Below are 25,896 nucleotides of genomic sequence, written 5' to 3' on the forward strand. Positions count from 1 at the left end.
GTCCGAGCGGCAACGCATCGATCCGGCGGAGTTGGCCCATCAACCGATGATTTTGTGGACCCGGGCGGCGGCCACCACCACCTACGCCGATGTCGTCGAACTGTTTCGGATGCATGAGATCGATCCGCCCATCGTCGACGAAGTGCCACGCGTCCAAACGATCCTGGCACTGGTGGCCGCCGGCGCCGGAACTGCGCTGCTGCCAACATCATTCATAAACCTCAACCGAAAAGGTGTGCGGTTCATCCCGTTACGGGGCCCGCTGCCCAGCCGACCCCTCGCACTGGCCTGGCGCACCGCCAACCAGTCACCCACCGTGCGCAGCTTCCTCGAGGTCGCCAAGCAAGCATCTCCGCAGTACCTCATCGACTTGCGGCAGCATTACTCGCAATTGGGGTAAAGCGTTCAGCCGTCGAGCATTCCGTCGACGAGTCGACGCAGCACCTGCCGGATCTCGCGGTGGGCACGCTCCTGGTCGTCGGCGGTGGCGATGGCCATGGCCGCCTCGTCCAGCGCACCGATCAGAACCGTGGCCAGCGGTCGCACCGGCAATTCGGGCAACTGCCCCACCTCGATGGCCTCGGTGATCAACTGTTCGGTCATGCCCAAGCTGTAGCGCTGCGCGACGTCACGGAAGCCGGCCCAACCCAGTACCGCGGGCGCGTCCAGCAGAACCAATTGGCGGACCTCCGGGTCGCTGGACACCTCGAGCCATGCGTCGACCGCGGCGCGAATCAGGCCGGCCGGCGTCGTCTCTCCTGACGAGGCGACCAAGCTCGCCATCCGGGCCATCACATCGCGCTCGACCGCTTCGACGACGTCGCGGAATAGTGCTGCCTTGTCGGTGAATTGGTGGTACATCGCACCGCGGGTGACCCCGGCCTCTTTGGCAATCTCGGGAGTCCCCACCTCGGCGTAACCGCGCCGACCCCACAACCCGCGGGCAGCCGCTATCAGCGCTTCGCGAGTTGCAGCGGAGCGCTCTTCCTGGGTGCGTCTCTTGATTTCCATACAACCTGTTGGTAATTTACGAACAGACAGCCTGTTTGTAAATCTATCTTTAGTAGGAGTCCTTCATGCCAACGATCGACATTAATGCTGGAACGATCCACTACGAAGCAACCGGACCCGAAGACGGCAGGCCAGTCGTTTTTGTGCACGGGTACCTGATGGGCGGCGAGCTGTGGCACCAGGTCAGCATGAGACTCGCCGATCAGGGTCTGCGCTGCATCGCCCCGACCTGGCCGCTCGGTGCCCACCCGCAACCCCTGCGGCCCGGCGCCGATCGGACCATCACCGGTGTCGCACGCATCGTCGCCGATGTGCTTGACGCACTCGACCTCGAAGACGTGGTGCTGGTCGGCAACGACACCGGAGGCGTGGTGACACAACTCGTCGCGGTCCATCATCGACAGCGTCTGGGTGCACTGGTGTTGACGAGTTGCGATGCGTTCGAACACTTTCCGCCGCCGATCCTGAAACCGGTGATCCTCGCCGCCAAGTCGAAGTCGATCTTCCGTGGGGCGATTCAGACGATGCGGGCGCCGGCTGCGCGGCGGCGCGCCTATGACGGCTTAGCGCACAACGACATTGACGACCTGACCCAGGGCTGGGTACGTCCGGTTCTGTCCGATCCGGCGATCGCCGAGGACCTGCGGCAGCTCTCGCTGTCGCTGCGCACCGAAGTCACCACCGCAGTGGCGGCCCGGTTACCCGAGTTCGACAAGCCCACGTTGATCGCGTGGTCGGGCGACGATGCCTTCTTCGAAGTCGAGGACGGCCGCCGGCTTGCCGCGCTCATCCCGAATGCCCGCCTCGAGATCATCGAGGGCGCGCGTACCTTCTCGATGGTGGATCGACCCGACCGGCTCGCCGAGTTGCTGTCCACCGTCGCGGTGCCCGCCTGAGGTCCGTCTCGCCGCCCAGCTAGCGTTGCCGCCATGTCAGAAGATACGGCACCGCTGGCCGGCCGGCGGGTTCTGGTGACGGGTGCGGCGACGGGGATCGGAGCGGCGGCGGTCACCGCACTCACCGAAGCGGGGGCACAGGTCGCAGCCACCTACCACCGGACGCCACCACCAGATGACCTCGCAGCCAACTGGTTTCAATGCGATGTCCGCGACGCCGATGCCGTGTCCTCGGCGGTGCAGCAGGTTGCCGGAAGCCTCGGCGGGCTGGACGTCCTGGTGAACGCCGCGGGATTGTGGCAGGCCGGTATTCCCGGCTACATCGACCCCGCGGATATCTCGTTCCTGTTGGATACCAACGTCAAGGCAACGATTCTCACGAACCAGGCCGCCTATGCAGTGATGAAAGACCAGGATCCCAAGGGCGGCCGGATCATCAACTTCGGATCGTCCGAAGCCGTGATGGGCAGCCCGATTTCGGCCGTGTACGCGGCGACCAAAGGCGCGGTGCAGGCGTGGACGCGGTCCGCGGCGCAGGCCTGGGCTGCCGACAAGGTCACCGTCAACGCCTTGGCACCCGCCGTGCAGACGCCGGGTGCCGACCGGTTGCGCGAGTTCCTCGGCCCCCAGGTCGCGCCCCTGATCGACGAGCAACTCAAGACCCGGATTCCGCTCGGCGGCGCGTTGGGTGATCCGGCGCGCGATCTGGGACCGGTGCTGGTATTCCTGGCCGGACCCGGTTCCGGCTTCATCACCGGGCAACTGCTGGCGGTCGACGGCGGCCTGATCATGCTGGGCGCGTAGCTCGCGCGAGCCACTCAGCGGCGGCGGATCTGCCCCTTGGAGCGGCGCACTCGCTTGGCCGGATCCCGTGCTGTGCCACTGGCGATCTCGTCGCGGAGCTGCTGGATGTTGGAGATCTCCGCGTACAACCCGCGTATCGAATAGTCAAGCACGGCAAACGCGTACCGCTGCTCGGGATCGTCGAGCAACCCCACCTCGCGAGATCGCTGACGCGACCACAATGCCTCGTCCAACCTGGCCCGGGTGGCCTCGAGATGCCGCTCCAATGTGTCGACGACCCGTTCCGGGTCTTCGCCGCGAGCCAGCCAGGTCCGCAGGATGACAGGATGTTTGATGACAACCTGGTCCTGGCCGGGGAAGTGCTGCACCCAGTCCCGCAGCGCCGCCAAACCGGCGTCGGTGGTCTCGTACAACGTGATGGACCGCTTGCCGGACTGCGCCTCGACCTCGTTGACCATCCCGCGCTGCAGCAACCTGTTCAATTCGCGGCGAACGTGACTGACCGACGGCGACCAATAGAAGTGGCCCACCGAAAGTTCGGCACGCAGCTTGATCTCACCGGCGGTGAGTTGCTCGTCGTTGGCGGCCAGTACACCCAGCACGAGATAGGCCGTCACCGGCAAGCCGTTCGTGGTGCGGCCGGGACTCATGGTGACCTGGTGAAATAGGGCAAGGCCAAGTCTGGCTGTACGGTTTGGAATTCGACGTGCACACGCATCCCGACGGCCAGTTCGTCGGGAGTTACGCCGATGATGTTGGTCAACATCTGATAGCCCTCATCCAGGCTGACGATGGCCGGTGCGTAGGGAGGCGCGAACGATGTCGTCACAGGGCGGTAAACCACTGTCCAGCTGTAGATTTCACCAACACCGTGGCTGACCGTCCAGGCAAGGTCTGCTGACAGACATTGGCGGCAATGCTCCGACGGCGGGAAGTTGGCCGAACCGCAATCGCCGCAGCGCTGATACCGCAACTCCCCGGCGCGGCAACCCTCCCAAAACGGGGCGCTGACTGTGCTACTCGCATGCGGTACTGTTCCGCTCTGCGCCCGCAACAGGTTGTCGGTCATCGCGGTTCATCCCCGAGTAGCAGCACGGTGGTGAACAACGCTCCCGCTCCCCCGTTGCTGCACAACGCAATATGGGCATCCGGTACCTGCAGGGCACCTGCCGTACCCCGCAACTGCTGAACCGCGCGAACGGCACGCTGCATCATTTGCGGATTCGAACCCGCATGGCTGAACGACATGGTTCCTCCGTCCGTGGTGATGGGATGACTGCCGTCGATGGCGATGTGTCCATCGGCGACAAAGGGTCCGCCTTCGCCTTCTCCGCAAAAGCCGAACGCCTCGAGTTGGCGAATGATCTCGAACGAGAACGGATCGTAGAGTTCCAATACGTCCACCTCCTCGCGGCGCACACCCGCATGCGCGAAGGCACGCTCGGCGGCCCGCCGACCCACCACCCCGTTCACATGGTTGCCGCGACCTTCCAGGTCCCAGGCGGGCGGATGCTGATACGACGGGCCGTGGAAGTCCGCGCCGCTGCCCAACACGTAGACGGGCTGCGCGGCGGAATCAAGCCGGTCGGCAACCCGGTCTAGATTGGCCACCACTAGAGCACAGCCGCCTTCGGAAGTTGTGGCGCAGTCCAGCAGATGAAACGGGTCGGCGATGGGACGGGAGGCAGTGATGTCGCTCGTGGTGAACGGGCCGCGTTGGTAATAAACGGCTTCGGGGTTGTTCGAGCCGTTGTTGCGAATGGTCGCCGCGACCATGGACAGTTGTTCGCGTGTCGTGCCGTAGACGTGCATGTGTCGGCGCGCGATGAGCGCGAACTCGGCGGCGGTGAACATACCCCACGGCGCGACGAATTCGTTCTCCGGCCGCGTCCAGGGCGCGGTGGCTTCGTGGTCGCGATACTCACCCGCTTGCGCAGCTACCAGCACGACCACGTCGGCCATGCCGTGTTCGATCGCGCCAACCGCCTCGGTCACCATGCCGACGCCGAAGCCCAGCCCCTGCCAGGCCGGTCCGAGGCGCAGGTCGTAGATCAGCGAAGTCGACATCGGGCCCGCGCTGATCCCGTCCACGTCGTCGAGAAGCAGGCCGGCGTCATCGAGCGCCCCACGGATCGCCGCAACGGCCAGGCTGCGTGACGTCTCGCCGTCGAGTCGGCGGCCCTGCGCGGTGTTGTACACCCCGACGATGGCTGCGGTGCGCTTACCCACACTGGCTCCGTTCCTGTAGTCGCCGCTTAGTTTTCGTCCGCCACGACACCGAGATAGCTGCCGATCACGTCGAATTGCGCTCCACCGCGGACTATCTGACCGATCGTCCGGGACCGGGTGTCGTTGGGTGCAACACCGCCGCTACCGACGATGTCGATCCGAACGTCGACGGGCCGTGCGGTTTGCGGGTCGGTGATCTCGACGACCATGACCAGTGCATGCTCGCGCTCATCCCACTCGACACTGGTAATGCGGTGGCGCGCGGTCAATTCCATCACCGTCGAGTCTCCCCGGAGGAGGAAGCGCACCGGCTGGCACAATTCTCCCGGTCGTGGCGGTACACAGAGCGTGACCCCAGCAGTCGGCCCCATTCACAGACCCGCCGGTCGCGCCGCAGTGATCCCTGCCCCAGCGAGGCGGGCGAGATCGTCTCGGCTGTAACCGATTACCTGCGTCAGCACCTCGTCGGTGTGCTGGCCATACAGCGGGGCCACCCTCGATATCCATTGCCGCGGCTTGCCGAGGAACGCAAAAGGCATGCCGGTGCACCGGAACGAGCCGGCGACCGGATGCTCAACTCGTTCCCAGAACCCGCGGGCCAGCAACTGCGGATCGGTGAGTAGCTCGACCGGGCCCTTGACCGGTGCGGCGGCGACTCCGCAGGAGCGCAACGCGTCGACCGCCTCGGTCACCGTACGAACAGACGCCCAATCCGTGATCAGTTTGTCGAGTTCGTCGTCGGACTGCTGCGCAGACCCACCCACGAGTTCGGCCAGCGCACATCGTCCGGCATCGGTCGTCGCGGCGAGCGCGACCCACGCCTCGCTGGACTCCTGGTTGTCTCGACAACCGTAGATCCCCTGCGGGCTGGCACCGGGACCGCGATTACCACTGCGGTGCAATGAAATTCCGTTACGTGAATGCTCCACCAGCATTTCGGCGGCGACATTCAACGCGGACTCCACCATCGTCGATTCGACATGCACGCCGGTCTGGTCCCGGTCGCGGACCACCAGAGCCGCCACGGCGGCGACGACGGCATGCAGCCCGGCGATCGGATCGCACACACCCCGGGGTATCACTGGCGGTCCGTCCGCGTGCCCGGTCATCCACGCCATCCCCGTCGCCTGTTCCATGGTCTGGGCGAAGCCCACCCGGTCCCGCCACGGGCCGTCCAGGCCGAAGGCAGGCATCCGAACCATGACCGCTCGTGGGTTGGCGGTATGTACTGCTTCCCACTGCAACCCGAAATTCTCCATCACCCGTGGCGAAAAGTTCTCGATGACGAGATCGCTTGCGGCGATCAGGTCCAGCACCACCGCACGGCCGGTGTCGGTACCGAGTTCTATACTGACGGCACGCTTATTGTTGTTGCTACACAGGAAAACTGGTCCCCATTCCCACCACTGGTCCCAGCTTGGCGGTCGGCCCGCGGAGAATCGCATACCGTCGGGCCGGCGCACCCCCTCGACCTTGATCACATCCGCACCGAGCGCACCCAGGAACTGGGTTGCGAAAGGTCCGGCCCAGAACGCGGTCAGATCGGCTACGCGTATGTCGGACAACGGGAAATCGTTTGCGCGGGCCGGGTCCGGCCGGTACGCGGGCGGCGTCCAGTGCACGTTGCCGGTGTCTGCGCCCAGCTGCGGCGGACGCCCGGGCGCTCTGGTGTGGATTGCATTGCCGCGGTAGGGCACCCGGGGTTGCAGCACGCCCGATTCGGATTCGACGAAGACGCCGCGCTGCGCGAAGTGGTCGACGGTAGTCAAGGTGGCCGGTGTTGCGATGGGAGCCACCGGAATTCGAAAGGCTACCGCTAGATCGACGATCTCTTGGGTCGTGCGGGTTTGCGTCCATCCGGTGACCGTCGCGAGGAACTCGTCGCGCCGTGCGATGCGGCCGTCCACCGCCGCCAGTTCCGGGTCGCCGATCAGGTCGGCACGGTCGATGAGCACCAGAAAGTCCTGGAACTGCTGCGCGGTGATCGTGCAGAACCCGACCATGCCGTCGGCGGTGGGCACAATGGACGGCAGTTCCAAGCTGCGGGAATTCAGCAACGAGTCCACGCCCATCACGCTGGCGGACATGGCGGGCAGCCCGCCCATTGCGATGGCCATCGCCTCATAGATGGACAGGTCGATGATTTCGCCGCTCCCGCCCCGGATCGCGTGCCGGGTGGCGGCCGCGGCGACCGCGGCGGCGAAGGTGCCAGCCAACCATTCCCCGAGTCGGCCGCCCGCCTGTACTGGTTCGTCACCCGGCCAGCCACGGCTGGCGATGGAACCGGACAGGGCTTGCAGGATGAACTCGTTGGCTGCGACTTGTTCGTCGACGTAAGGGCCCGTGGTGCCGAAAGGCGTCACGGCGACGACAACAGCCCGCGGATTGGTACGGGTCGTGATGTCCTCCAGTGCCCAGCCGTCAGTCAGGTCGGTGAATATCACGTCGGTGCCGGCGAGCAGCGCGGCCACCTGGTCCTGATCCTCGGCGATAACCGACCTTTTGCCCGCGGCCAAATATCCGAACAGTGCGCCGGGCGGACCGTCCCCGGCCGACCAGCGGCGTAGCGAGTCTCCTTGTGCGGATTCAATTTTGACCACTTCGGCACCGGCGTCGGCGAACATTTTCCCGCCGTAGGCCGCCGCGATGCCATTGGAGAACTCCAGCACGCGCCAGCCGGCGAACGGTGGCTGGATCCCCACGTTCAGTTGCCCATGCTGGTGGCGCGTCCGGCGATCCCGGCGGCTTCCGCGGTGACCGGTGTGGCGGCCTGAGCTTGCAGCGCGAACGTGGTCATCCGCGTCCAGGCATCACGGTCACGCTGACTTGCCTGGCGGCCGACATGGGTCACGACATCGACGTCCGTGGCCTGGGTACGCAGGTGACCGGCGCGCGCCTGGTCCTTCGAAATGTGCCGGAATGGGTCGAACGAGTATGCCGCCATGGCGTTTTGGTGGGTGATCTTGTCGATCACCGCATCGTCGAGATGGCCCATCGTCTCGATGACATCCTCTGGGGCGAACGGCCAGTTGCTGTCGGAGTGCGGGAAGTCGGACTCCCAGCAGACCATGTTCTCGTCGAACCAGTCCATGTTCCGGACTCCGACTTTGTCGCTGATGAAGCAGGTATAGAAGTGCCGTTTGAACACATCTATCGGCCCGGCGTAGCCCGCCGGGAACGTGGCCAGCGTCCAGCCCGAGTGCCGGCGGTAGACGTGCTCGGCACGCCAGAGAAAGTACGGCATCCAGCCGATGTCGCCCTCGGTCAGTGAGAACTTCAAATCCGGGAAATCAGACCAGAATTCGGCCCAAATGAGCTCGGTGAAGGTGAACATGCTCATCATCGAAGAGGCGGTCATCATCACGCTCGCGGGTGCATCCGTCGACACCATCGGAGACCGGGACGCCGAGCCGACATGGGTGCACAACACGGTTTTGTTCTCGCAGACCGCCTCGAACAACGGGTACCAGTACTTGGTGTGAATGCTGGGCATCTGCAACGCTTCCGGATTCTCCGAGAACGTCACCGCATGGCATCCCTTGTCCGCCAATCGTTTAACTTCTCTGGCGGCCTCTTCCACGTCGTAGAGCGGCAGGATGCCGCACGGGATGAACCTACCGGGGTAGGCGGCGCACCATTCGTCGACATGCCAATCGTTGTACGCCTTGATCATCACCAGGTTGACCTCGCGGTCCGGACCTTGGTTGAGAACCTGCCCGGAGAACCCGGTGAAGTTCGGGAAGTTCAGACCGGCCAACTGCCCGCCGGCGTTCATATCGCGGACCCGTTCGTCGACGTTGAAACAACCCGGCCGCATCTCGTCGTAGCGCGAGGCGTCGACGTTGTACATCTCCCGGGGTTTACCGGCGACCGCGTTCAACCCCATGTTGCGGCCGCGGATTTCGCCGTAGTACCACTGCTGAACGCCGTCCGGTTCGGTCACCACCCGCGGGGCGAGGTGCTTGTAGCGCGCCGGGACGTGCGCGTCGAACATGTCGGCGGGTTCCGCGATGTGGTCGTCGACGCTGATCAGGATCAGATCGTCCTTGTTCATAAGCCGCTCCCTGGTTGTTGACTAGTAGACAATGGTTGTTGTTCGGCTGTCAACGCATTGACGCGGGGGCGAAAGCGTCTTTGCCCAGGCCAATCGCTGTCGTGGCCAATGACGCCTCGCACAAGGGGCGCACGCAGTAATGGACTAATAGTCCCTTTGACGACGTGGGGCGGCTGTGGCGCCACCCATTGACAGACATGCCACCATGAGGCATGGCCGGGCCTGGAAGTGTGCGACCCACCACCGCTGACGTGGCCAGATTGGCCGACGTTTCCACCGCGACGGTCAGTTACGTCCTCAACAATGCCGAGGGCCGCAGAATCTCCGCGCAGACCCGGGATGCCGTCAACCGCGCGGCGAAACTGCTGGGGTACCGGCCGAACCTGGCCGCCCGCAATCTCGCCCGCGGCAAGAGCGGCGTTGTGCTCTACGTGGTGCCGCACGTGGCGGTCGGCGACATGCCGATGCAAGCCGGCAGTCGGATGACGACCGAGTTGGCCCGACTAGGTTTGCTGCAGGTGCAGATCTTCGAGACCGAGGACGACCATCACGTCGTCGATGCCATCGCCAATCTCGACCCCGTCGCGGTCACGAGCCTGTTCCCACTCAGCGAGGCCGCCGCCAAAGCGGTGACAGCGGCAGCCATTCCGCTGGTCGAGATCGGGACGTTGCCCGCGCTCGGCGATCCGCATCTGGCGGTGGGTGAGATGCGCGTCGCGCATCTGGCATCGCGTGGTCATCGCCGAATTGCCTTCGCCAACACCGGGATCGCCAAATGGCGTGCACTGGGCGAATATTGGTTCGAGGGCGTCTCCCGCGCGGCGCAAGCGCGCAATCTGCCGGCCGTGCCCGTCGCCGAAATCACCGTGGCCAACGCGGCCGAAGTGGTGACCGGGTGGGTACGCGAGGGCGTGACGGCGGTGTGCGCGCAGAGCGACGAAATCGCCTGCCTGGTCCTGTATGGCATGCACCTGGCAGGGCTGAATTGTCCAAGTGACCTCGCCGTGATGGGGGTGGACGCGAGCACCATGGGCATGGTGAGCACCCCACCGCTAACCACGGTGCAGTTCGACCCGCATGCCGTTGCCGATGCCGCGATCGCCGCCATCTATGAGCGCCTCGGCTACCCGCCCCCGCCGTCTCCGGACATCACCGACATCGCCCGCATCATCGTCCGCTCATCGACATGAGACCAGCCTTTGGACCCTCTAGACATCCATTGGTTAAGCGCATAACCTCGCGGGTGACGAGTCAGATGCTCAAGGAGGAGTACCTATGACGGTCCAGGCTGTCTTGGACAAGATCCGGGAACGCCCCGGAACCGGTGAAGTGATCACGGTTGTCGATCCCGCCACCGAAGAACAGGTCACCGAGTTCAAGGACTGCGGTCCAGAGGCCGTCGACGACGCCGTTGCGCGGGCGCGGGCGTCTTTTGAGTCCGGAGTCTGGCGGGACAAACCGCCCAGCGAGCGAGCCAAGATCCTGTGGCGAGTCGGCGAGCTGATCGACCAGAACGCCGAACTGCTGGCCGAACTCGAATCGCTCAACGCCGGAATGACCCCGCTGCAAGCCCAGGGCACCGTGACCGTCGGGTCGGAGTTCTTCCGCTACTACGCCGGCTGGTGCACCAAGATCGAGGGCATCGCCGCCGACGTGCACACTGGCGGGCTCACCGGAATCGACTCCCACCAGCACGCCTACACGCTCAAAGAGCCCTACGGTGTGGTGGGTTTGATCTTCCCGTGGAACGGACCGGTTTTCAATTTCTGCGCCAAGCTTGCGCCGTCGCTGGCGGCGGGCTGCAGCAGCGTCGTCAAGCCGGCTGAGGAGACTCCGCTCTCAGCCCTGGTGTTGGACAACATCCTGCACGAGGCCGGGGTACCCGAAGGCGTGGCGAACCTGGTGTTGGGCAACGGTCACACCGCAGGTGCGGCGATCACCGCACACCCCGACGTCGAGAAGGTCGCGTTCACCGGATCGACCGAGGTTGGCCGGGCCATCGTGCACGCAGCCGGTGACAGCAACCTGAAAAAGGTGACGCTGGAACTCGGCGGCAAGTCGCCGGTAGTGGTCTTCGACGACGCCGACCTGTCCAAGGCGGTACCGATGGCGGCGTTCGGGACGTTCATCCACTCCGGTCAGGCGTGTGTGTGCGGGTCGCGAATCTTCGTGCAGCGCGGCATCTTTGACCAGTTCGTGGAACAGCTGGCGAACGTCGCCAACGGGCTGCCGCAGGGAGGTCCGAAGGACGAAGGCAGCCTTATCGGCCCGCTGATCAGCCAGAAGCAGCTCACTCGCGTGCTGGGCTACCTCGACCAAGGCAGATCCGATGGCGTCGAGGTCGTCACGGGCGGGCAGCGGGTGGACCGCAAGGGTTACTTCATCCGTCCCACCGTGCTCACCAATGTCGCCTCCACGAGTCGGCTGTTCCAGGAGGAGATTTTCGGCCCCGTGGTCGCGGTCATCCCGTTCGACACCGAGGACGAAGCGGTGGCCCTGGCCAACGACAGCACCTACGGGCTGGCCGCCACCTGCTGGACGCGGGACCTCGGCCGGGCACACCGGATTGCCAAGCGACTCAAGGCCGGAACGGTGGGGCTGAACTGCCAGATGCAGTTCGACCACTCGATGCCGTTCGGTGGTTACAAGCAGTCTGGTTGGGGCTACGAGTCCGGCAAGGCGGGCCTGGAGACCTACCTGCAGACCAAGATCGTCTGGGCGCAGATGTAACTTTCCCCGCGCGAGCTTCAGGCGGGTTCGTAGCGCAGCATGGTGACGTCGTGCTCGGGGTAGTCGGAGAACACCGGCCGCACCCGCATGCCGACTCTTAGCGCCTCGGGTTCGACGTTCACCATCTCAGTGGAAAACCTTGGCCCCTCGTCCCATTCGACGATCGCCAGCAATTGCGGGACGGCATCAGCAAAGTGCGGACTCACCGGCCGGTGGGCGACGGTGTAGGAGTACAGCGTTCCCATGCCGGAGATCTCGCGCCACTCCAGGTCGTCGGCCAGGGTGCGTGGCGCTCGCACCCGCGGGTAGAACACATAGCTTTGCGTCGACGGGGAGTACTGCACGACGATCCGGTGTTGGGCCAAAGCATCCCAAAAGGGCGCGGTGGTCGGCGTTTTGACGGGCATCGGGCGTTCGAAACTGATAGCCATTGATCTTCCTCAATCACCTTGCAGGACAAGTGCCGTCTGCTCCGACAAAATTCCGCCGTTGCCCGATACGAATGCGCGATTACAGTCGGCGACCTGGGCCGCACCCGCGCGGCCCATGATCTGGCGAGTGGCATCGCATACGTGGTGCATGCCGCCGGCAAGTCCCGCTTGACCGAAACCGAGCTGTCCGCCGGCGGTGTTCAGCGGGAAATCGCCGCGGAAGGTCAAGTCGTGGTCGGCGATGAACTGCAGTCCTTTGCCCTTCTCGCAGAAGCCCGCATCCTCCAGCGACAACATGACGGTGATGGTGTAGCAGTCGTAGATCGACACCATGTCCATCTGATCGCGGGACAGATCGGTCATCCCGAAAGCCGTGTCGGCGGCCGCGGACATCGGTGTGTTCAACAGGTCCTCGGCGTAGGTCGGCGTCTTGAACGGCACGTGTTCGCCAAATCCCTTGATCCACACCGGACGATGCCGGCTCCGTCGGGCAAGGTCGGCGTTGGCGACGACGACGGCCACACCCCCGACGCACGGCATGACGATCTCCAGCATGTGCAGTGGGTCGGCGATGACCGGGCTGGCCAGCACGTCATCGACGGTGAGCGGCTTGTCTTTCCAGATCGCGCCCTCGGTGTGGTTGGCGTTTACCCGTTGGTCGACGACGATCTTGGCCATCGCCCGCTCGTCGTAGCCGTAGACGGCGGCGTAGCGCTGCGCGACTTGGCCGTAGGGACCGTTCTGGCCGAGGTTGCCGTAGGGGATCTCGAATTCCGCTTGCGGAGAGCCGAACTGGTTGCTCGACGAGCCGAAGAACATCGCGTCCACCATCGGTCTGGGTTTCTTCTTGGAGGACGGCGTGATGTAGCGGGCCGGCAATGCACATAGCACCGCGTCACAGATGCCGAGTTCGATTGCCGCGGCGGCACGCCAGACCATCGCGGCGGCACTGGCCCCGCCAAGGTCTACCAGCTCGGCGAATTTGGCTGGCACACCTAGGTATTCGGCGATTGTCGAAGGTACGAATATCTGGGACTCCGCCAGATGCGACGTCGCGATACCGTTGACCACCTCGCCCGACAGTCCCGCGTCCTCAAGCGCGGCCGCGGCGAGTTCTGCCCACTGCTCAAGGACGAACGGTGCGGGCGTGGCTTTGTTGAGCCGCTCGGGCGGCAGCTCGACGTATCCGACGATCGCTGCTTCTCCGCGTAATCCCATGGCGCTTCCTCATTTGCGGGGCAAACCCAGAATCATCTGGGCGATGATGTTCAGTTGAATCTCTCGGGTTCCCCCGCCGATCAACTCGGCGGGTAGGTGCAGATACGGCTCGACGATGGCCGGGTCGGAGTCGGAGACCATGGCCATCCGTCCGGTCAGCTGCAATGTGGCGGCAAATGTGCGCCGCAGCAACACATTCATCGCGACCTTGGCGATGCTGGACGCCGGCCCGGATGGCTGGCCGTCGAGCAGCCGGATAGTCTCCCGCACACCCAGTGCCTTGATGGCGTTGGTGTAGGCGTCGAGTTCGCCCAGTGCACGCAGCGCGTCTTCGCGGTCCGGCCCTTCTTCTGATGCCACCCGCCGCAGCGCGGCCGCCCGATCAAACTTGACGTAACCGCTTATCGCCGAACGCTCTTCGGCCATGGTGGCGATCGCCAGGTTCCAGCCACCGACTGGGTCACCGAGCAGCATGTCGTCGGGGATGAAGACGTCGGTCAAGAACACCTCGTTGAAGTGCGCCTCACCCGTCGCCGTCTTGATCGGCTGAATCTCTATCCCTGGCGACCGCATGTCGAGGATGAAATAGCCGATGCCGCGGTGCTTGCTGGCTTCGGGATCCGTGCGGGCCAGCAGCGCGCCGAAGTCAGCCCGGTGCGCCACTGACGTCCAGATCTTGTGTCCGTTGATTTTCCAGCCGCCATCGACCTTCGTCGCGCGGGTGCTCAGCGCGGCCAGATCGGAACCGGCACCCGGTTCGCTGAATAGCTGGCACCATGCGATCTCGCCGCGCTGGCTTGGCGGTATCAGCTTCTCCTGCAAGTCGTTCGGCGCGGCACGCAGTACCGACGGCAGGATCCACTCGGCGATGCCGAGCGACGGGCGGACGATGTCGGGCCGCTTGGCGAACTCGTCGTCGATGATGAGCTGCCGCAGTGGTCCGGCATCGAGCCCCCACGGCTGGGGCCAGTGTGGGGCGATCAGCCCGGCGTCGGCAATCAGTGTTCGTTGCGGTCCGATCCTGAAGTCGTCGTAGTCGCCCTGACGTCCGGGTTGGTCGTTGGTCAGTTCTGCTGCGGCATCGAGGGTTTGGCCGACCCACGACCTGAACTCGGCATCCGCGTTGCCCAGGTTCACCGACATGTCCCGCTGCTGGGTGCAGGTGAGCTGTCCCAGACGGCGTGCCCACCGATTCGCCGGACCGATGGATGCGGCCAAACTGATCGCGCGCCGCCAATACAGGTGCACGTCGTGTTCCCACGTGAAGCCGATGGCCCCGAACATCGTGAGCGCGTCCAGCACTAGGTCGGGGGCGGGCGAGATCGCGAGCACCGCCGCACCGGCGGCGGCGATGCGGTGCTGGTCGAGGGACTCGTCGAGGGCGCGCACCGCGTCCCAGGCCGCAGCCGTGGCCAGTTCGCTGTTCACCAACAGCATCGCGGCATTGTGCTGCAGCGCCTGAAACGTGCCAATCACCTTGCCGAACTGCTCTCGGATACGCAGATGCGCGGTCACCGCTTCGACACACCACTGGGTGATGCCGGCCGTCATGCTGGCGACGAGGCTCGCCACGACGCACTCGGCCCGCTGCGGGTCGATCCCGGTAAGCCGCTCGGCGGTGTCGTGGTCGGTCAACCGTAGTCGTCCGACGTCGGTGACGATGTCGGTTCCGTCGACGGATTCCACAGTGGCCGTTGCCTTTTCCGGCACTATGGTGAGCCACACGACCTCGTCGTCCGGGCCGCGTGCGGCCAGAAGGACCACTTGGGCCGAACAGATTCCGGCGGTGAGATCGGAGGCCCCGGAGACGACCCACCCCTCACCGTCAAGATGCGCTCGGAAGTCACCGGCATCGGGGGTGACGATCGCGGCGGGTGTCCCCGCGGCCAAGCTGCGCAGTAGCGACTCGGCGGCTGACGTCGGATCGGCCAGCAACGCGACGGCACCCGCGGCGACCGTCGGCAATAAAGGGCCGGGCAGCAGTGCCTTGCCCGCGGCTTCGAGAACGCAGGCGCCGTCGATCAGCCGCCCGCCCTGTCCGCCTACCTGCTCGGGTAGGTGAACAGCGTGAAAGCCGTTGTTAACCAGCGTGTCCCACCATTGCGGGAGCTGCCCGTCGGCAAGTGCCGCCAGGTTGTCGCGCGTGGCGGCGACCGGAGCATGGCGCGCGGCGAACTGCCCGACGGCGTCGCTGAGCTCTTGTTGCTCCGCGGTCAACCCCAGGGTCACGGTGCCGACTCGGCGTTGCGATGCGCGGATAGTGGACTCGGCGTCGGCCGCACAGACTGCTATCCTTTCGTCTTACAAGACGAACCGTCTCGTCTTGTCGAAGATTACGGGTCGCCCCCAAAGTCTGTAAAGCCGGGGCCTGTGACAAGGACCAACCGAGGACAGGATGCCCACGGAACTCACGCCACGTCGCCGTAGCGAGAAGTCGCGCACGGCTATCGTGACCGCCACACGTGAGTTGCTGCTCGAGCGCGGGTTTGACGGGTTGACCATCGAAGCCGTCGCCGCCCGGGCGGGGGTGGGAAAGCAGACCATCTACCGCTGGTGGCGCAGTCGTCCGGCGCTGGTTGCCGACGTCGTGCTCGAGGACGCCGACAAGATCCTCGCGACGATGAACCACACCGACGATCTGACCGGCGACCTGGTGGGTTGGGTGGGCAAACTGGCGGCGACCCTGACCACACCGCGTGGCTCGGCGATGTTGCGCACCTTGACCGCGGCCGGCATGGAGCACATGGACACCGCGACGAGGTTGCGCGCCGGATTCAGCAAGCCCCTGCACGACAGCGTGCGTCGGCGTCTGATCGCCGACGGTATCGACGAAACGACGGCCGAGTCGGCCGCCGATGCCGTGGTAGGCGGCGTCGTCTACCCGATTCTCTCTGACGCACAAGGGTATTCGCGTGAGCGAGCCGAACTCACCACACGGCTGATCGTCGGTGCCCTGGCCCGCCGAGAGTGAGTTACCCGACGCAGAATCGGCGCGTTGCGTCGTAAGATGCACACTCGGCGAGAAAGGTGAGGCTATGACTCAGGCTGACGCCCGGCAGGCGCTGCCCGCGTGGCAGTTTTTCCAGGAAATGCTCACCAATGTCACCAACATCGTGACCGAGGACGCCGAAACTGAACGCGAGTTGCTCGAAGGACTGCGGGTGATCGCTCGTGTCTCGTCATTGTGCTCACAGATGGCCGTCGAAGCCGACCTCGCCCAGCCAGTGTTCTTCGATATGTGTTCGCCGAGCCGGATGGTCGGCGGTCCCAACCCGGACGGCAACTACTACCTGGCGATGATCCGCGGTGATCGCCGCTACCGGATCACCGGCAGTCGTGGAACCAGCGCCTATCTCGGCCTGCAGATCCTCGCCGGAACGGGACTGACGCCGCGCCGCATGGCCGGGTACCTCAGCGACACCGACTTGGCCTTGAACTCAGGGGAATTCGAGCTCATCCTGTCCGCCGAGAGACCCACGGACAACGCACAGTGGCTGCAGATCCCCGAAGACGCCTCCTCGGTGGTCGTTCGCGAGTACATCGGTGACCGCTCCGTGGAACAGCTGGCAACTCTGAACATCGAAGCGCTCGACCCCGACCCGGTGGCCCCGCTGACCGACGCCGCGCTGTCCGAACAATTCACGGCGATGGCATGGTCGCTGATGAAGCTCGCCACACTGCACCGCACCATCAAACCCGAGCTGCTCGACTCCCCCAACACGCTGCTGACCGCCGAGGCGGCCGATCTGGGAGCCGCCGACACGACGCCGGACAATCTCTACATGCTCGGCACGTTCCGGCTCGAGCCGGACCAGGCTTTGGTGCTGGACATCGAACCACCCGACACCAGGTACTGGAACGTCACGCTAGAGAATATCTGGCACGAATGCCTCGAGCCCCGCCGTCGACACAGTTCGGTGACCAATCGTGCCGTCAACCCCGACCCGGACGGGCGGGTGCGCATCGCAATCTCGGCGCAGGACTTCGGATTTGGGCATTGGCTCGACACCGGTGGCCGGCATCGGGGCTTCATCGTGCTGCGCTGGCTGGATAACCCCACGCCGCCCGACGTCAGCGTGTCGGTCCGGACGTCGACTTCGTGCACGGCACAACCATGACAGCGCTATCCGAACGATTCGCCCCGGAACGACTGATCGCGTCGGCCTGCGAGGAAACCGGCCACGACGACTTCGGCCAGACTTCTGACGACATCTCCGGCGATGGTGGCTGGCGGCACGGACTCGAATTGGTCACCGCGGGTCTTATCAACGAGGCCAGGCTATCGCCGATAGGCGTCGAAATCGCATACCTCGATCTCATGCGCGCGCTGAAGAACCGGCTGGACGTAATCGCTTGGCGCAACGAACATCCCGAGATCGCCACCTGGGGTATCGAGGCACCGATTTTCATCGTCGGGCAGCCGCGCACGGGTACCACGATTCTCTACGATCTGCTCGCCCAGGATCCGGATCTGCGTGCCCCGCTGACCTGGGAGGTGGATGCGCCACTACCGGTGCCGCAGCCCGAGACCTACCACAACGATCCGCGCATCGCCGCCACCCAGGCCAGCCTGGAGATGTCCGAGCAAATCATTCCCGGCTTCTTGAAGTTTCATCCAATGGGCGCCCAGGTCGGTCAGGAGTGCGTGCGCATCACCGCCAGCGAGTTCACTTCCATGATCTTCTCGGTCCAGTACCGGCTGCCCAGCTACTATCGGTGGCTGCTCCATGAGGCCGACCACGCCGGCGCTTACCGCTTTCACCGAATGTTCCTGCAGCACTTGCAGTCTGGCGTTTCAGGTCAGTGGCTTTTGAAATCCCCAGCGCACCTGTGGCAACTCGATGCGCTATTGGGTGAGTACCCCGACGCGTTGATCGTGCAGACCCACCGCGATCCACTCAACGTCATCTCCTCGATCGCCGCCCTGACCCGTCACCTGCGGCGGATGGGCAGCGACGAATCCGAGATCGCCGAGTGTGCCGCTCAGTCCTACGAGGAGATCGTCGTCGGTCTGGATCGCGAGATGGCCCTGCGCGACAGCGGCAAGGTCCCCACCGAGCGGGTGATCGACGTGCACTACGCCGATTTCATCGCCGACCCGTGGACCACGATCGGCGGCATCTACCAGAAGTTGGGCCGCGAGCTACGCCCGGACACCGAACAGAAGATGCGGGATTTCCTGGCGGACCACCCGGGTGACGGTGGACGCGGTCGCTACACGTGGTCAGACACCGGGTTGGACGCCGGGGAGGTACGCGAGCGGGTGAGTGCCTACCAGGAGCGCTACGCGGTCCCGACCGAGCAGTTGCGATGAGGATTGCTGAATAAACCCGTCCGAAATTGAATTCAGAATGCCCCCAAAAGTGTGACGAACGACATAGAATCCCGGCTTGTGACGACCCCGTCGAACCCGTGGGGCGACGAACGACGGAGACTCTCGCACCAGCTCCAGATGCGAGGTCAAACACTTGGCCGCAGACAGGCGCGACGGCTGAGCCGGCGCTTTGCGCTCGTCGGCGTACACATTCCGGCGGCGCGCCTGCAGCAGTTGGTTACTGGATCACCGGTGGCGGACAAGGAGTTGACTGACGTCAACTTCGCCTTGATCGCTACTCGGTACAACCGCGAGAAACGGACCGCTAAACGCAACCGCCTGCGGCGCCGCTGCAGACACCTGACCCTTTGCGTCGGTCTCATCCTGGTCGCGCTGAATTTCCTTTTCTGCATTGCCTATTGCTTCTTCAGTCTGACCCAGCAAGCCGCGCCTATGTAAGCGCTTCGCCGCGCTGAACTGCCCGTTTGCCGACCCGACAAGGAGGCAATCCGATGTCGTATTTGTCAGCCGTGCCGGACCTGCTGTCAGCGGCCGCGACAAACGTTGCCGGCATAGGTGCGGCGTTGAACGCGGCGAACGCGGCAGGGCCCGCCACCGAAATGGTGGCCGCCGGTGCCGATGAGGTCTCCGCTGCGTTGGCGGCGGTGTTCAGCAACAACGCCCGGGCCTATCGAACGCTGAGCGTCCAAGCGGCGGCTTTTCACGAGCAGTTCGTGCAAGCCCTCAGTGCGGCGAGCGGCAGCTATGCCACCGCCGAGACGACCAATGTCGCGGCGCTGTTGCAGCGCGCGCCGCAGGCACTGCTCGACGCCGTCAACGCTCCCACCCAGGCCGCAATGGGCCGCCCGCTGATCGGCAACGGGGCTGACGGACGGCCCGGAACCGGCGAGAGCGGCGGTCCGGGTGGACTGCTGTTCGGCAACGGCGGCAATGGCGGGTCCGGGGGCGACAGCCGGTTCGGCGGTAACGGGGGTGCCGCCGGGATGATCGGCAATGGCGGCAACGGCGGGCAGGGCGGAAAGGCCGGTGCTATCAACAAGATCGCCCCGCCCGGGGGCAACGGCGGAGCCGGCGGGTGGCTGTTCGGCAACGGCGGAGCCGGCGGCGAGGGCGGATTGGGCGGCGCGAAGATGACCGGCGGGTGGGGCGGCTACGGGGGAAACGCCGGGTGGTTCGGCAACGGCGGCGCCGGTGGGCCGGGGGCCGCCGGTGGGCTCGGCGGAGGTGACGGCGGCAACGGCGGCAACGGCGGGCAATTCCTCGGCAATGGCGGAGCCGGCGGCAACGGCTATGGCTCCAGCACCGCGCTGCGCGGCGGGGTAGGCGGCGACGGCGGTGACGGCGGGCAGTTCGGCAACGGCGGTAGCGGCGGTCGCGGGGGCCAGGCGTCACTCGTCGACGGCTCCGGTGGTGCCGGCGGCAGCGGCGGCAGCGCGCAGTTCGTCGGCGACGGCGGCAACGGTGGTGCCGGCGGAGGAGGCTTCGACCCCGCCCACGGTGGCGCCGGGGGTAGCCGTGGCGAGTACTTCGGCCAGCCCGGACAGCAGGGCGCCGACGGCACCTGACCGTAAATGAAGTAGAACTACGCAAGCACCCAGCCCTCCCAAGCAGGAATGCTGCTGGAATGACCCTTTTGACGGCCTTTCCATCTCCTACCGAACTGGACGCGCGCACGCCAGCCGACCGCGACCGCGCCATCGACGTCATTCGCATCACCGCCCTGGTTGGGGTGGTGATCGGCCACACCGTGATGGCAACCAGCATCATCCGCGACGGGGTGCTGATCTGGGACAACCTGCTGACCACCTCGACGGTGTTTCAGGCGTTGACGTGGATTTTCCAGATCATGCCTCTGTTCTTTTTCGCCGGTACGGCCGCATGCCTGAGCTCCTGGCAACCCGGTAGCAACTGGGGTGGCTGGCTGATGAAGCGCAGCACTCGCCTGTTCCGACCCGTCTTCCACTACTTCGGGTTCTGGGCAGTCGCGTTGACCCTGCTGTATCCACTCCTGCCACAACATGTTTACGAACCCGTTGCGGGTATCAGCATTCAATTGCTGTGGTTTCTGGGCGTTTACGTGCTGGTGTTGGCCGCGATGCCGGCGCTGTACCGGATCACCACGACGGCCCGTCTCACCGCCGGTGTCGTCGGCGTCTATGCGGCCGTCGCGTTGATCGACGCCATCCGGCTGCACTGGGCCGCCGCCGCGCCCCTGGGCTACCTCAATCTTGCCGTCTGGCTCATCCCCGGCATGTTCGGCGTCGCCTACCGCCGCCACCTGCTGACCGGCCGTGCCGCGCTGGGCACAGCTGCGGCCCTGCTCGCGGTCGACGTCGCGCTGCTGCGGTGGGGGCCCTACGAGCTGAGCCTGGTCGGCATCGAAGGTCAACGCCTCCCCAACATGAGCCCCCCGTCGCTGCTACTCGCCGGGCATGCAATCGTGTTGAGCGCGTTGGCTATTGCGGCAGCACCGGCGATCAATCGGTGGGCACGACGCCCCCGCGTGTGGTGGTGCACCGCCGTCGGCAACTCCGGCGCGATGACCCTCTACCTGTGGCACATGCCCGCGCTACTGGCCGTGCACGTGGCGTTCGACACTCTTGGCCACCCCCGTTTCCCCGGGCAGCCGGGCTTCCTCACGGTCACCTTCGCGCAGCTGTTCATCATGATCGGCGTCGTAGCTGTGTTGTTCCTGGTGTTACGGCCGTTGGAAAACAACCCGTTGCCGGGTTGGGATCACGTGCCGGCCGTCACGTCAAAGTGGCGCGGCGCCGCGATCGGCACGTTGCTGTGCGTGGCGGGTGCCGCAGTCCTCGCCGCGGTGAAGTGGGGCCTCAAGGATGACGGTCTGGTGTGCGTGGCCGTGATGCTCACCGCACTGCTCACCGCTCGCGGTCTGGCCGCGGCACGGCTGGCTCAGGTCGCCGGGGCGCTGGGGCGCGCGCTGGGGATTCGCGCCGTCGGTTAATCGTCGCGTGCTGCCGCGCTGGCCGCGCCGGGTTCTTCGGACCCGGGCGCGGCCAGCAGCATGTGCAACGTTTTTCGCAACTCGTCGAGTCGGCGGGGACCGAGTAGCTGTTCCCAACTTTTCTCTAATTCGATTGCGTTGGAACGCATTACGCGCAACACCTGGCGACCGCGCGAGGTGAGTTCGATGATCCGGGTGCGGGCGTCGACCGGATTCGGCAGGCGGCTGACATAGCCGTGCCGTTCCAGCGCCGTGACCGCCTGGGCCACCGCCTGCCGGCTCACTCCGAGTCGGTCGGCCAGATCCGAGGCGTGCAGTCCGCCGGTGGCAAGAGGTACCAGCGCAACCGCCTGGGCAGGACGGATGCCGTCCAGTCCGGCCGCCGCGAACGCCGCCCTCAATCTCGGCCCGCCGTTCGCCGCCACCAATTGCACCAGGGCGGGCACGGTCGGTTCCCACTGTCCATCCCCGAGGCGTCGCACGGGTCAAAGTCTGCCATCAGAATTGAATTTGACAAGTTGCTTGTCAATCATGCGGATGTGCTGTCACCATGGGCTGATGGCATCTCGATCCGCCCGGGCCGGCATCGTATTCGTCGTCTCGGTTGTGGCCCTCTTGGTAGGGGGCTGTTTCGCGGGCGGCCACGCGGCGGGTGCACCCGACCATCCGACGATCCCGGTCGGCAAGTCCTCCCAGAGCATCAAATGGGACGGTGCCGACCGGACGTTCAACGTCTACCGCCCACCCGGTTTGACGGACCCCGCGCCACTGGTGGTGATGCTGCACGGCGGCTACGGCGACGGAGACCAGGCCGAACGGTCCTATCACTGGGACACCGAGGCCGACAAAGGGCACTTCCTGGTTGCTTACCCCGACGGGCGGGGACGGGCGTGGAACGCCGGCTCGTGCTGTGGCATGCCATCCCAAACCAATCTCGACGACGTCGGATTCATCGCGGCCGTCGTCTCGGCAATCGAGCGTCAGATTCCCGTCGACCCGGCCCGCGTGTACGCGACGGGTATGTCGAACGGCGCCATGATGTCGCTGCGACTGGCGTGCGAGACGGACATCTTCGCCGCGATCGCGCCGGTGGCGGGCACCTTGGTCACCGATTGTTCACGCGCGCGGCCTACCTCGGTGCTGCAGATTCACGGTACTGCCGACGCCAGCGTCCCTTATAACGGCGGGCCCGGTAAAGCGTTGAAGCGCAACGGAAGTCCGCGCGTCGATGGCCTACCGGTGCCGTCGGTGACAGCCACCTGGCGAACGATCGACAACTGCGGACCACCGACCTCGACCACCGCCGGAGCGGTGACTGCCGAGACGGCTGGATGTCCCGACGGACGCACCGTCGAGTTGATCTCGGTGGCCGACGCCGGCCATCAGTGGCCAGGCAGTGTCCGCGGTCCCATCTTGGAGCGACTCCGCCTACCAGAGCCTTCGACAGCGCTCGACGCCACCGACACCATCTGGCAGTTCTTCAGTCAGCACCGCCGCTGAGACTCAGTCGCCCTCTAGCTGGCGGTGTTCGATCAATTCACGAATTCCGCCCGCCCCCAACCGCTCCCGAAACGCGGGCGCCGTGTAGCCGACGACCGTCGCATCCGTGCGGGCCCGTGCGGTGGCCGAACGCGGCAGGTGAAACAGCACACCGATTTCGCCGAAGTAGTCGCCCGGCCCGACCACTTTAAAGAATTCCTCACCGCCGTCGGCCAATTCGTGCACGATCTCGATCTCGCCTTCGGTGACGATGTAGATCAGTTCGCCCATCGTGCTTTGCTCGAACAACACTTCGCCGGCCTTCAACTGCACCGACTCCGGTTCTCGATCCGTTTCGGCGAAATCAGGTGTCAGCTCCACGACGCGGTCGGCCAGTGGCAGCATCCGGCTGTCGTGGGTCGCGACCACCACCACCCGGTCGCCGTCGGCAAGTTCGCGGATCAGCCGCAGCACCTCTTCCACCTGGATGAAGTCCAGGTGCGCCGTGGGCTCGTCGGCCAAAATCAGCGGCGGATCCAGCGCGATGGCCCGAGCCACCGCGACCCGCTGCTGCTGTCCGCCGCTGAGGTCACCGGGACGATGCTTCATCCGGTCGGCGAGGTTGACACGCTCCAGCAATTCGATGGCCCGCTTGCGTGAGGCCTTCAGCGACATGCCGGCTGCCCGCATCGGCACCATCACGTTCTCCAGCGCGGTCAGGCTGGGGACCAGGTTGAACGCCTGGAAGACAATGCCGACCTTGTCGCGCCGATACTTGGCCAGCGCGGCGCCGTCGAGGGTGGTGATGTCGTCGTCGTCGAACTTGATCGCCCCGGACTTGGGCCGCAGGATGCCACCGAGACACGACAGTAGTGTCGTCTTTCCGCAACCACTGGGGCCGAGCAGGATCACCAGCGACCCGGCAGACACGTCGAGGTTCAGCCCGTTGATCGGACGCAATGCGTAGCCACCGCTGTAGTACTCGACGACGAGGTTCTGGATGCTGAGGTCACTCACCGTCAGGGACCTCCGAACGCGAGCGCGGGATCGATGGCCGCCACCCGCCTCAGCCCGGCCAGGCTGGCCAACAGGCCGATGCCGATCGCGACCACCGGCAACAGCACGTAGGCCAGCGACGGGATCGCCACGACCATCGGGAACAGCGGCGCCAGCAACCAGGAAAGGACGACGCCCACCAGCGCCGCAAGTAGCGAGACGATGAGGGCCTGCAGTGCCAGACCGGCCAGGATCGACCGCGTCGGCGTACCTATCGCCTTGAACACAGCAAAGTCACGCACCCGCTCCAGCGCCGACAGGTACACCACCGATCCGACGATCAGTACCGCCACGATCCACAACAGGATCGCCACAATCGAGATCGAGTTCACCGCGACCTTCAACGGTCGGATCAAGTCGTTGACGGCACCCGTACGGTCGTAAGTCCGGTAACCGGCAGGAAGCTGGCTGGGCGTACCGGTAACGCCGATCGAGGTCACCATCGGCTGCCCGTTATACGCAACCTCCTGCAGGCCCTGCGTGGTCAGAAAAATATTGGGGATCTTCGCCAGTGCCGTCGAATTGGGCACGATGCCGACGATCTTGAGGGTGTGCGCATTCACCTGCAAGGTGTCGCCGAGGTGGCGGCCCAACGTGCTCGAGGCCGCAACCTCATCCGGCCGTGACGGCGCCCGGCCTTCCGAGACTCGTGGCATCCCAGGTCCGCGTTCGGGCGCGCCGAAGGCGGTGACGTTCCGCGTCGACGCACCGTCCTTCATGATCGTCCCGACACAGCCCAGCGGGGCCGCCGATGAAACGCCGGCCTCGGTCCTGACCCGAGCCAGGTCGACGTCGGGAAACGGCGTCGAACCCAGGAAGGGCCCGGCGGCGCCGTCCTTGACCACGAACGCGTCCACACCCAACGAGTCGACCGTTTGCCGGGCCTCGACGCGAAACCCATTTGCAAGACCCGTCAGCACGAGCGTCATCCCGAAGATGATGCCGGTGCTGACGATGGCGATTACCAGGCGGCGTTTTCGCCATTGCATATCGCGCAACGCAGCAAAGAGCATCCCCAGACGCTACCAACGTGCACAAGACCCCAGTGCGAAGTTGTCCGCGAGCCCCTCGACCAGGTCAGCTATGCCTTGTCGGTGGGCAGCACGGGCCCGCCAGTAAGGCTCCGGTCGCGGTTTTTCCTTGGTGACATAGAATTGGCAGCTGTGAACGGGGCGTCACGCTGAATTTTGCGAGACGAGTTTCGTTGGCGTATTCGGCGGGTTGAAGCAACAGCCCTGTTTGGCGTAGTTGTCTGAAAACTAGCGTTTTCCCGCGAGGACGGATTTGAGATACAGCATGGTCGATCAACCCGGCGATTCAGTGAATCGAGCCCCCTTCGAAGTCGAGCAAAACGAGACGGACGGTGCCGTCGTGCTCGCTGTCGCGGGTGAGGTGGACATGCTCAGCGCCCCGCAGTTGGCCGAGGCGATACGTACAGCCCTCGCGCCCAAGCCGGCCGCACTCATCGTCGACCTCACCAAGGTGGAATTTTTGGCCTCCGCGGGGCTGAGCGTTCTGGTGAACGGGCAGGCCGAGGTGGTGCCGCCGACCCGATTCGCGGTGGTAGCGGACGGTCCGGCCACCAGCCGTCCGATCAAGCTGATGGGCATCGACAGCGTGCTTTCGTTGCACCGCACCCTGGATAACGCGCTGAGCTGGGCCGCCGGTGCGTAAGCCTTGGTGTA

25 protein-coding genes and 1 pseudogene are annotated in these 25,896 nt (G+C 65.2%); 13 read left to right on the forward strand and 13 right to left on the reverse strand.

Translation table 11 applies throughout. The features are described 5' to 3' along the window. A partial coding sequence (locus A5634_RS19890; protein ID WP_172831748.1) for a LysR family substrate-binding domain-containing protein occupies positions 1–400 on the forward strand: 400 nt, incomplete at its 5' end. Positions 401–405: 5 nt separating this feature from the next. On the opposite strand, the gene A5634_RS19895 is transcribed toward A5634_RS19890, so the two are convergent. Beyond that, positions 406–1,011: a TetR/AcrR family transcriptional regulator gene (locus A5634_RS19895; RefSeq protein WP_065145742.1), complete on the reverse strand. Its 606-nt coding sequence runs from the start codon at positions 1,009–1,011 to the stop codon at positions 406–408. A gap of 65 nt (positions 1,012–1,076) precedes the next feature. Here A5634_RS19895 and A5634_RS19900 point away from each other — a divergent pair, with 65 nt between their 5' ends. Then, positions 1,077–1,907 carry an alpha/beta fold hydrolase gene (locus A5634_RS19900; RefSeq protein WP_065145743.1) on the forward strand — a complete coding sequence of 277 codons (831 nt, stop codon included), beginning with the start codon at positions 1,077–1,079 and terminating at the stop codon, positions 1,905–1,907. Positions 1,908–1,940: 33 nt separating this feature from the next. Further along, the gene (locus A5634_RS19905; protein WP_065145744.1) at positions 1,941–2,711 is read left to right on the forward strand and encodes an SDR family NAD(P)-dependent oxidoreductase; all 771 of its coding nucleotides are present in this window, start codon (positions 1,941–1,943) and stop codon (positions 2,709–2,711) included. Positions 2,712–2,725: 14 nt separating this feature from the next. Here the strand turns inward: A5634_RS19905 and A5634_RS19910 are convergent, their stop codons facing one another. From A5634_RS19910 to A5634_RS19935, 6 genes are read right to left on the reverse strand one after another with little or no spacing between them, the layout of a single operon-like run. Further along, positions 2,726–3,361 carry a PadR family transcriptional regulator gene (locus A5634_RS19910; protein WP_065145745.1) on the reverse strand — a complete coding sequence of 212 codons (636 nt, stop codon included), beginning with the start codon at positions 3,359–3,361 and terminating at the stop codon, positions 2,726–2,728. Continuing rightward, positions 3,358–3,780, reverse strand: coding sequence for a Zn-ribbon domain-containing OB-fold protein (locus A5634_RS19915; RefSeq protein ID WP_065145746.1), 423 nt, complete (start codon positions 3,778–3,780; stop codon positions 3,358–3,360). The genes A5634_RS19910 and A5634_RS19915 overlap by 4 nt, the downstream gene beginning before the upstream one ends. Next, positions 3,777–4,940 carry a thiolase family protein gene (locus tag A5634_RS19920; RefSeq protein ID WP_065145747.1) on the reverse strand — a complete coding sequence of 388 codons (1,164 nt, stop codon included), beginning with the start codon at positions 4,938–4,940 and terminating at the stop codon, positions 3,777–3,779. Before A5634_RS19920 ends, A5634_RS19915 begins: the two co-directional genes overlap by 4 nt. 26 nt (positions 4,941–4,966) lie before the next feature. After that, on the reverse strand, positions 4,967–5,311 hold the full coding sequence (locus tag A5634_RS19925; protein ID WP_065145748.1) for a hypothetical protein: 345 nt from the start codon (positions 5,309–5,311) through the stop codon (positions 4,967–4,969). Continuing rightward, complete coding sequence (locus A5634_RS19930; RefSeq protein WP_437339994.1) at positions 5,312–7,642, reverse strand: CoA transferase; 2,331 nt, start codon at positions 7,640–7,642, stop codon at positions 5,312–5,314. Between the two features lie 2 nt (positions 7,643–7,644). Continuing rightward, a complete protein-coding gene (locus tag A5634_RS19935; protein ID WP_065145749.1) occupies positions 7,645–8,994 on the reverse strand; it encodes an amidohydrolase family protein in 1,350 nt (449 codons plus the stop codon). A gap of 212 nt (positions 8,995–9,206) precedes the next feature. Here A5634_RS19935 and A5634_RS19940 point away from each other — a divergent pair, with 212 nt between their 5' ends. Then, positions 9,207–10,184 carry a LacI family DNA-binding transcriptional regulator gene (locus A5634_RS19940; protein ID WP_065145750.1) on the forward strand — a complete coding sequence of 326 codons (978 nt, stop codon included), beginning with the start codon at positions 9,207–9,209 and terminating at the stop codon, positions 10,182–10,184. 85 nt (positions 10,185–10,269) lie between these two features. Next, positions 10,270–11,724: an aldehyde dehydrogenase family protein gene (locus A5634_RS19945; RefSeq protein WP_065145751.1), complete on the forward strand. Its 1,455-nt coding sequence runs from the start codon at positions 10,270–10,272 to the stop codon at positions 11,722–11,724. A 17-nt stretch (positions 11,725–11,741) separates the two neighbouring features. Here A5634_RS19945 and A5634_RS19950 read toward each other — a convergent pair whose 3' ends face one another. Genes A5634_RS19950 through A5634_RS19960 form a run of 3 tightly spaced genes read right to left on the reverse strand, consistent with a single transcriptional unit; the run spans position 11,742 to position 15,602 of the window. Beyond that, positions 11,742–12,155, reverse strand: coding sequence for a Zn-ribbon domain-containing OB-fold protein (locus A5634_RS19950; protein WP_065145752.1), 414 nt, complete (start codon positions 12,153–12,155; stop codon positions 11,742–11,744). Between the two features lie 9 nt (positions 12,156–12,164). Then, the gene (locus A5634_RS19955) at positions 12,165–13,373 is read right to left on the reverse strand and encodes a thiolase family protein (RefSeq protein WP_065145753.1); all 1,209 of its coding nucleotides are present in this window, start codon (positions 13,371–13,373) and stop codon (positions 12,165–12,167) included. A gap of 9 nt (positions 13,374–13,382) precedes the next feature. Further along, positions 13,383–15,602 carry an acyl-CoA dehydrogenase gene (locus tag A5634_RS19960; RefSeq protein ID WP_065145754.1) on the reverse strand — a complete coding sequence of 740 codons (2,220 nt, stop codon included), beginning with the start codon at positions 15,600–15,602 and terminating at the stop codon, positions 13,383–13,385. Positions 15,603–15,768: 166 nt separating this feature from the next. Between A5634_RS19960 and A5634_RS19965 the strand changes: the two genes are divergently transcribed. From A5634_RS19965 to A5634_RS19990, 6 genes and pseudogenes are all read left to right on the forward strand, one after another. Continuing rightward, positions 15,769–16,344: a TetR/AcrR family transcriptional regulator gene (locus tag A5634_RS19965; RefSeq protein ID WP_065145755.1), complete on the forward strand. Its 576-nt coding sequence runs from the start codon at positions 15,769–15,771 to the stop codon at positions 16,342–16,344. Positions 16,345–16,408: 64 nt separating this feature from the next. Continuing rightward, a complete protein-coding gene (locus A5634_RS19970) occupies positions 16,409–17,491 on the forward strand; it encodes a DUF1214 domain-containing protein (protein WP_065145756.1) in 1,083 nt (360 codons plus the stop codon). After that, the gene (locus tag A5634_RS19975) at positions 17,488–18,687 is read left to right on the forward strand and encodes a sulfotransferase family protein (RefSeq protein WP_065145757.1); all 1,200 of its coding nucleotides are present in this window, start codon (positions 17,488–17,490) and stop codon (positions 18,685–18,687) included. The genes A5634_RS19970 and A5634_RS19975 overlap by 4 nt, the downstream gene beginning before the upstream one ends. Positions 18,688–18,765: 78 nt before the next feature. Continuing rightward, positions 18,766–19,146 carry a hypothetical protein gene (locus tag A5634_RS19980; protein WP_065145846.1) on the forward strand — a complete coding sequence of 127 codons (381 nt, stop codon included), beginning with the start codon at positions 18,766–18,768 and terminating at the stop codon, positions 19,144–19,146. 53 nt (positions 19,147–19,199) lie between these two features. Continuing rightward, a pseudogene (locus A5634_RS30030) lies at positions 19,200–20,267 on the forward strand (PE family protein); the annotation flags it as partial. Positions 20,268–20,332: 65 nt separating this feature from the next. After that, positions 20,333–21,676 (forward strand): acyltransferase family protein, encoded by a 1,344-nt coding sequence (locus tag A5634_RS19990; protein ID WP_065145759.1) that lies wholly within the window; start codon positions 20,333–20,335, stop codon positions 21,674–21,676. On the opposite strand, the gene A5634_RS19995 is transcribed toward A5634_RS19990, so the two are convergent. After that, positions 21,673–22,122 (reverse strand): MarR family winged helix-turn-helix transcriptional regulator, encoded by a 450-nt coding sequence (locus A5634_RS19995; RefSeq protein WP_155769632.1) that lies wholly within the window; start codon positions 22,120–22,122, stop codon positions 21,673–21,675. The genes A5634_RS19990 and A5634_RS19995 overlap by 4 nt on opposite strands. Before the next feature lie 112 nt (positions 22,123–22,234). On the opposite strand from A5634_RS19995, the gene A5634_RS20000 reads away from it, so the two are divergent. Continuing rightward, the gene (locus A5634_RS20000) at positions 22,235–23,176 is read left to right on the forward strand and encodes an extracellular catalytic domain type 1 short-chain-length polyhydroxyalkanoate depolymerase (RefSeq protein WP_065145761.1); all 942 of its coding nucleotides are present in this window, start codon (positions 22,235–22,237) and stop codon (positions 23,174–23,176) included. Between the two features lie 3 nt (positions 23,177–23,179). Here A5634_RS20000 and A5634_RS20005 read toward each other — a convergent pair whose 3' ends face one another. Continuing rightward, positions 23,180–24,172, reverse strand: coding sequence for an ATP-binding cassette domain-containing protein (locus A5634_RS20005; RefSeq protein ID WP_065145762.1), 993 nt, complete (start codon positions 24,170–24,172; stop codon positions 23,180–23,182). A gap of 2 nt (positions 24,173–24,174) precedes the next feature. Continuing rightward, entirely contained in the window at positions 24,175–25,224 is a 1,050-nt protein-coding gene (locus A5634_RS20010; protein WP_065145763.1) for an ABC transporter permease, read from the reverse strand. Positions 25,225–25,507: 283 nt separating this feature from the next. On the opposite strand from A5634_RS20010, the gene A5634_RS20015 reads away from it, so the two are divergent. Beyond that, positions 25,508–25,885 carry an STAS domain-containing protein gene (locus A5634_RS20015; RefSeq protein WP_065145764.1) on the forward strand — a complete coding sequence of 126 codons (378 nt, stop codon included), beginning with the start codon at positions 25,508–25,510 and terminating at the stop codon, positions 25,883–25,885. The last annotated feature ends 11 nt before the right edge of the window (positions 25,886–25,896 follow it).

Origin of the sequence: Mycobacterium asiaticum (assembly GCF_001673365.1) — a bacterium.
Classification (GTDB): domain Bacteria; phylum Actinomycetota; class Actinomycetes; order Mycobacteriales; family Mycobacteriaceae; genus Mycobacterium; species Mycobacterium asiaticum_A.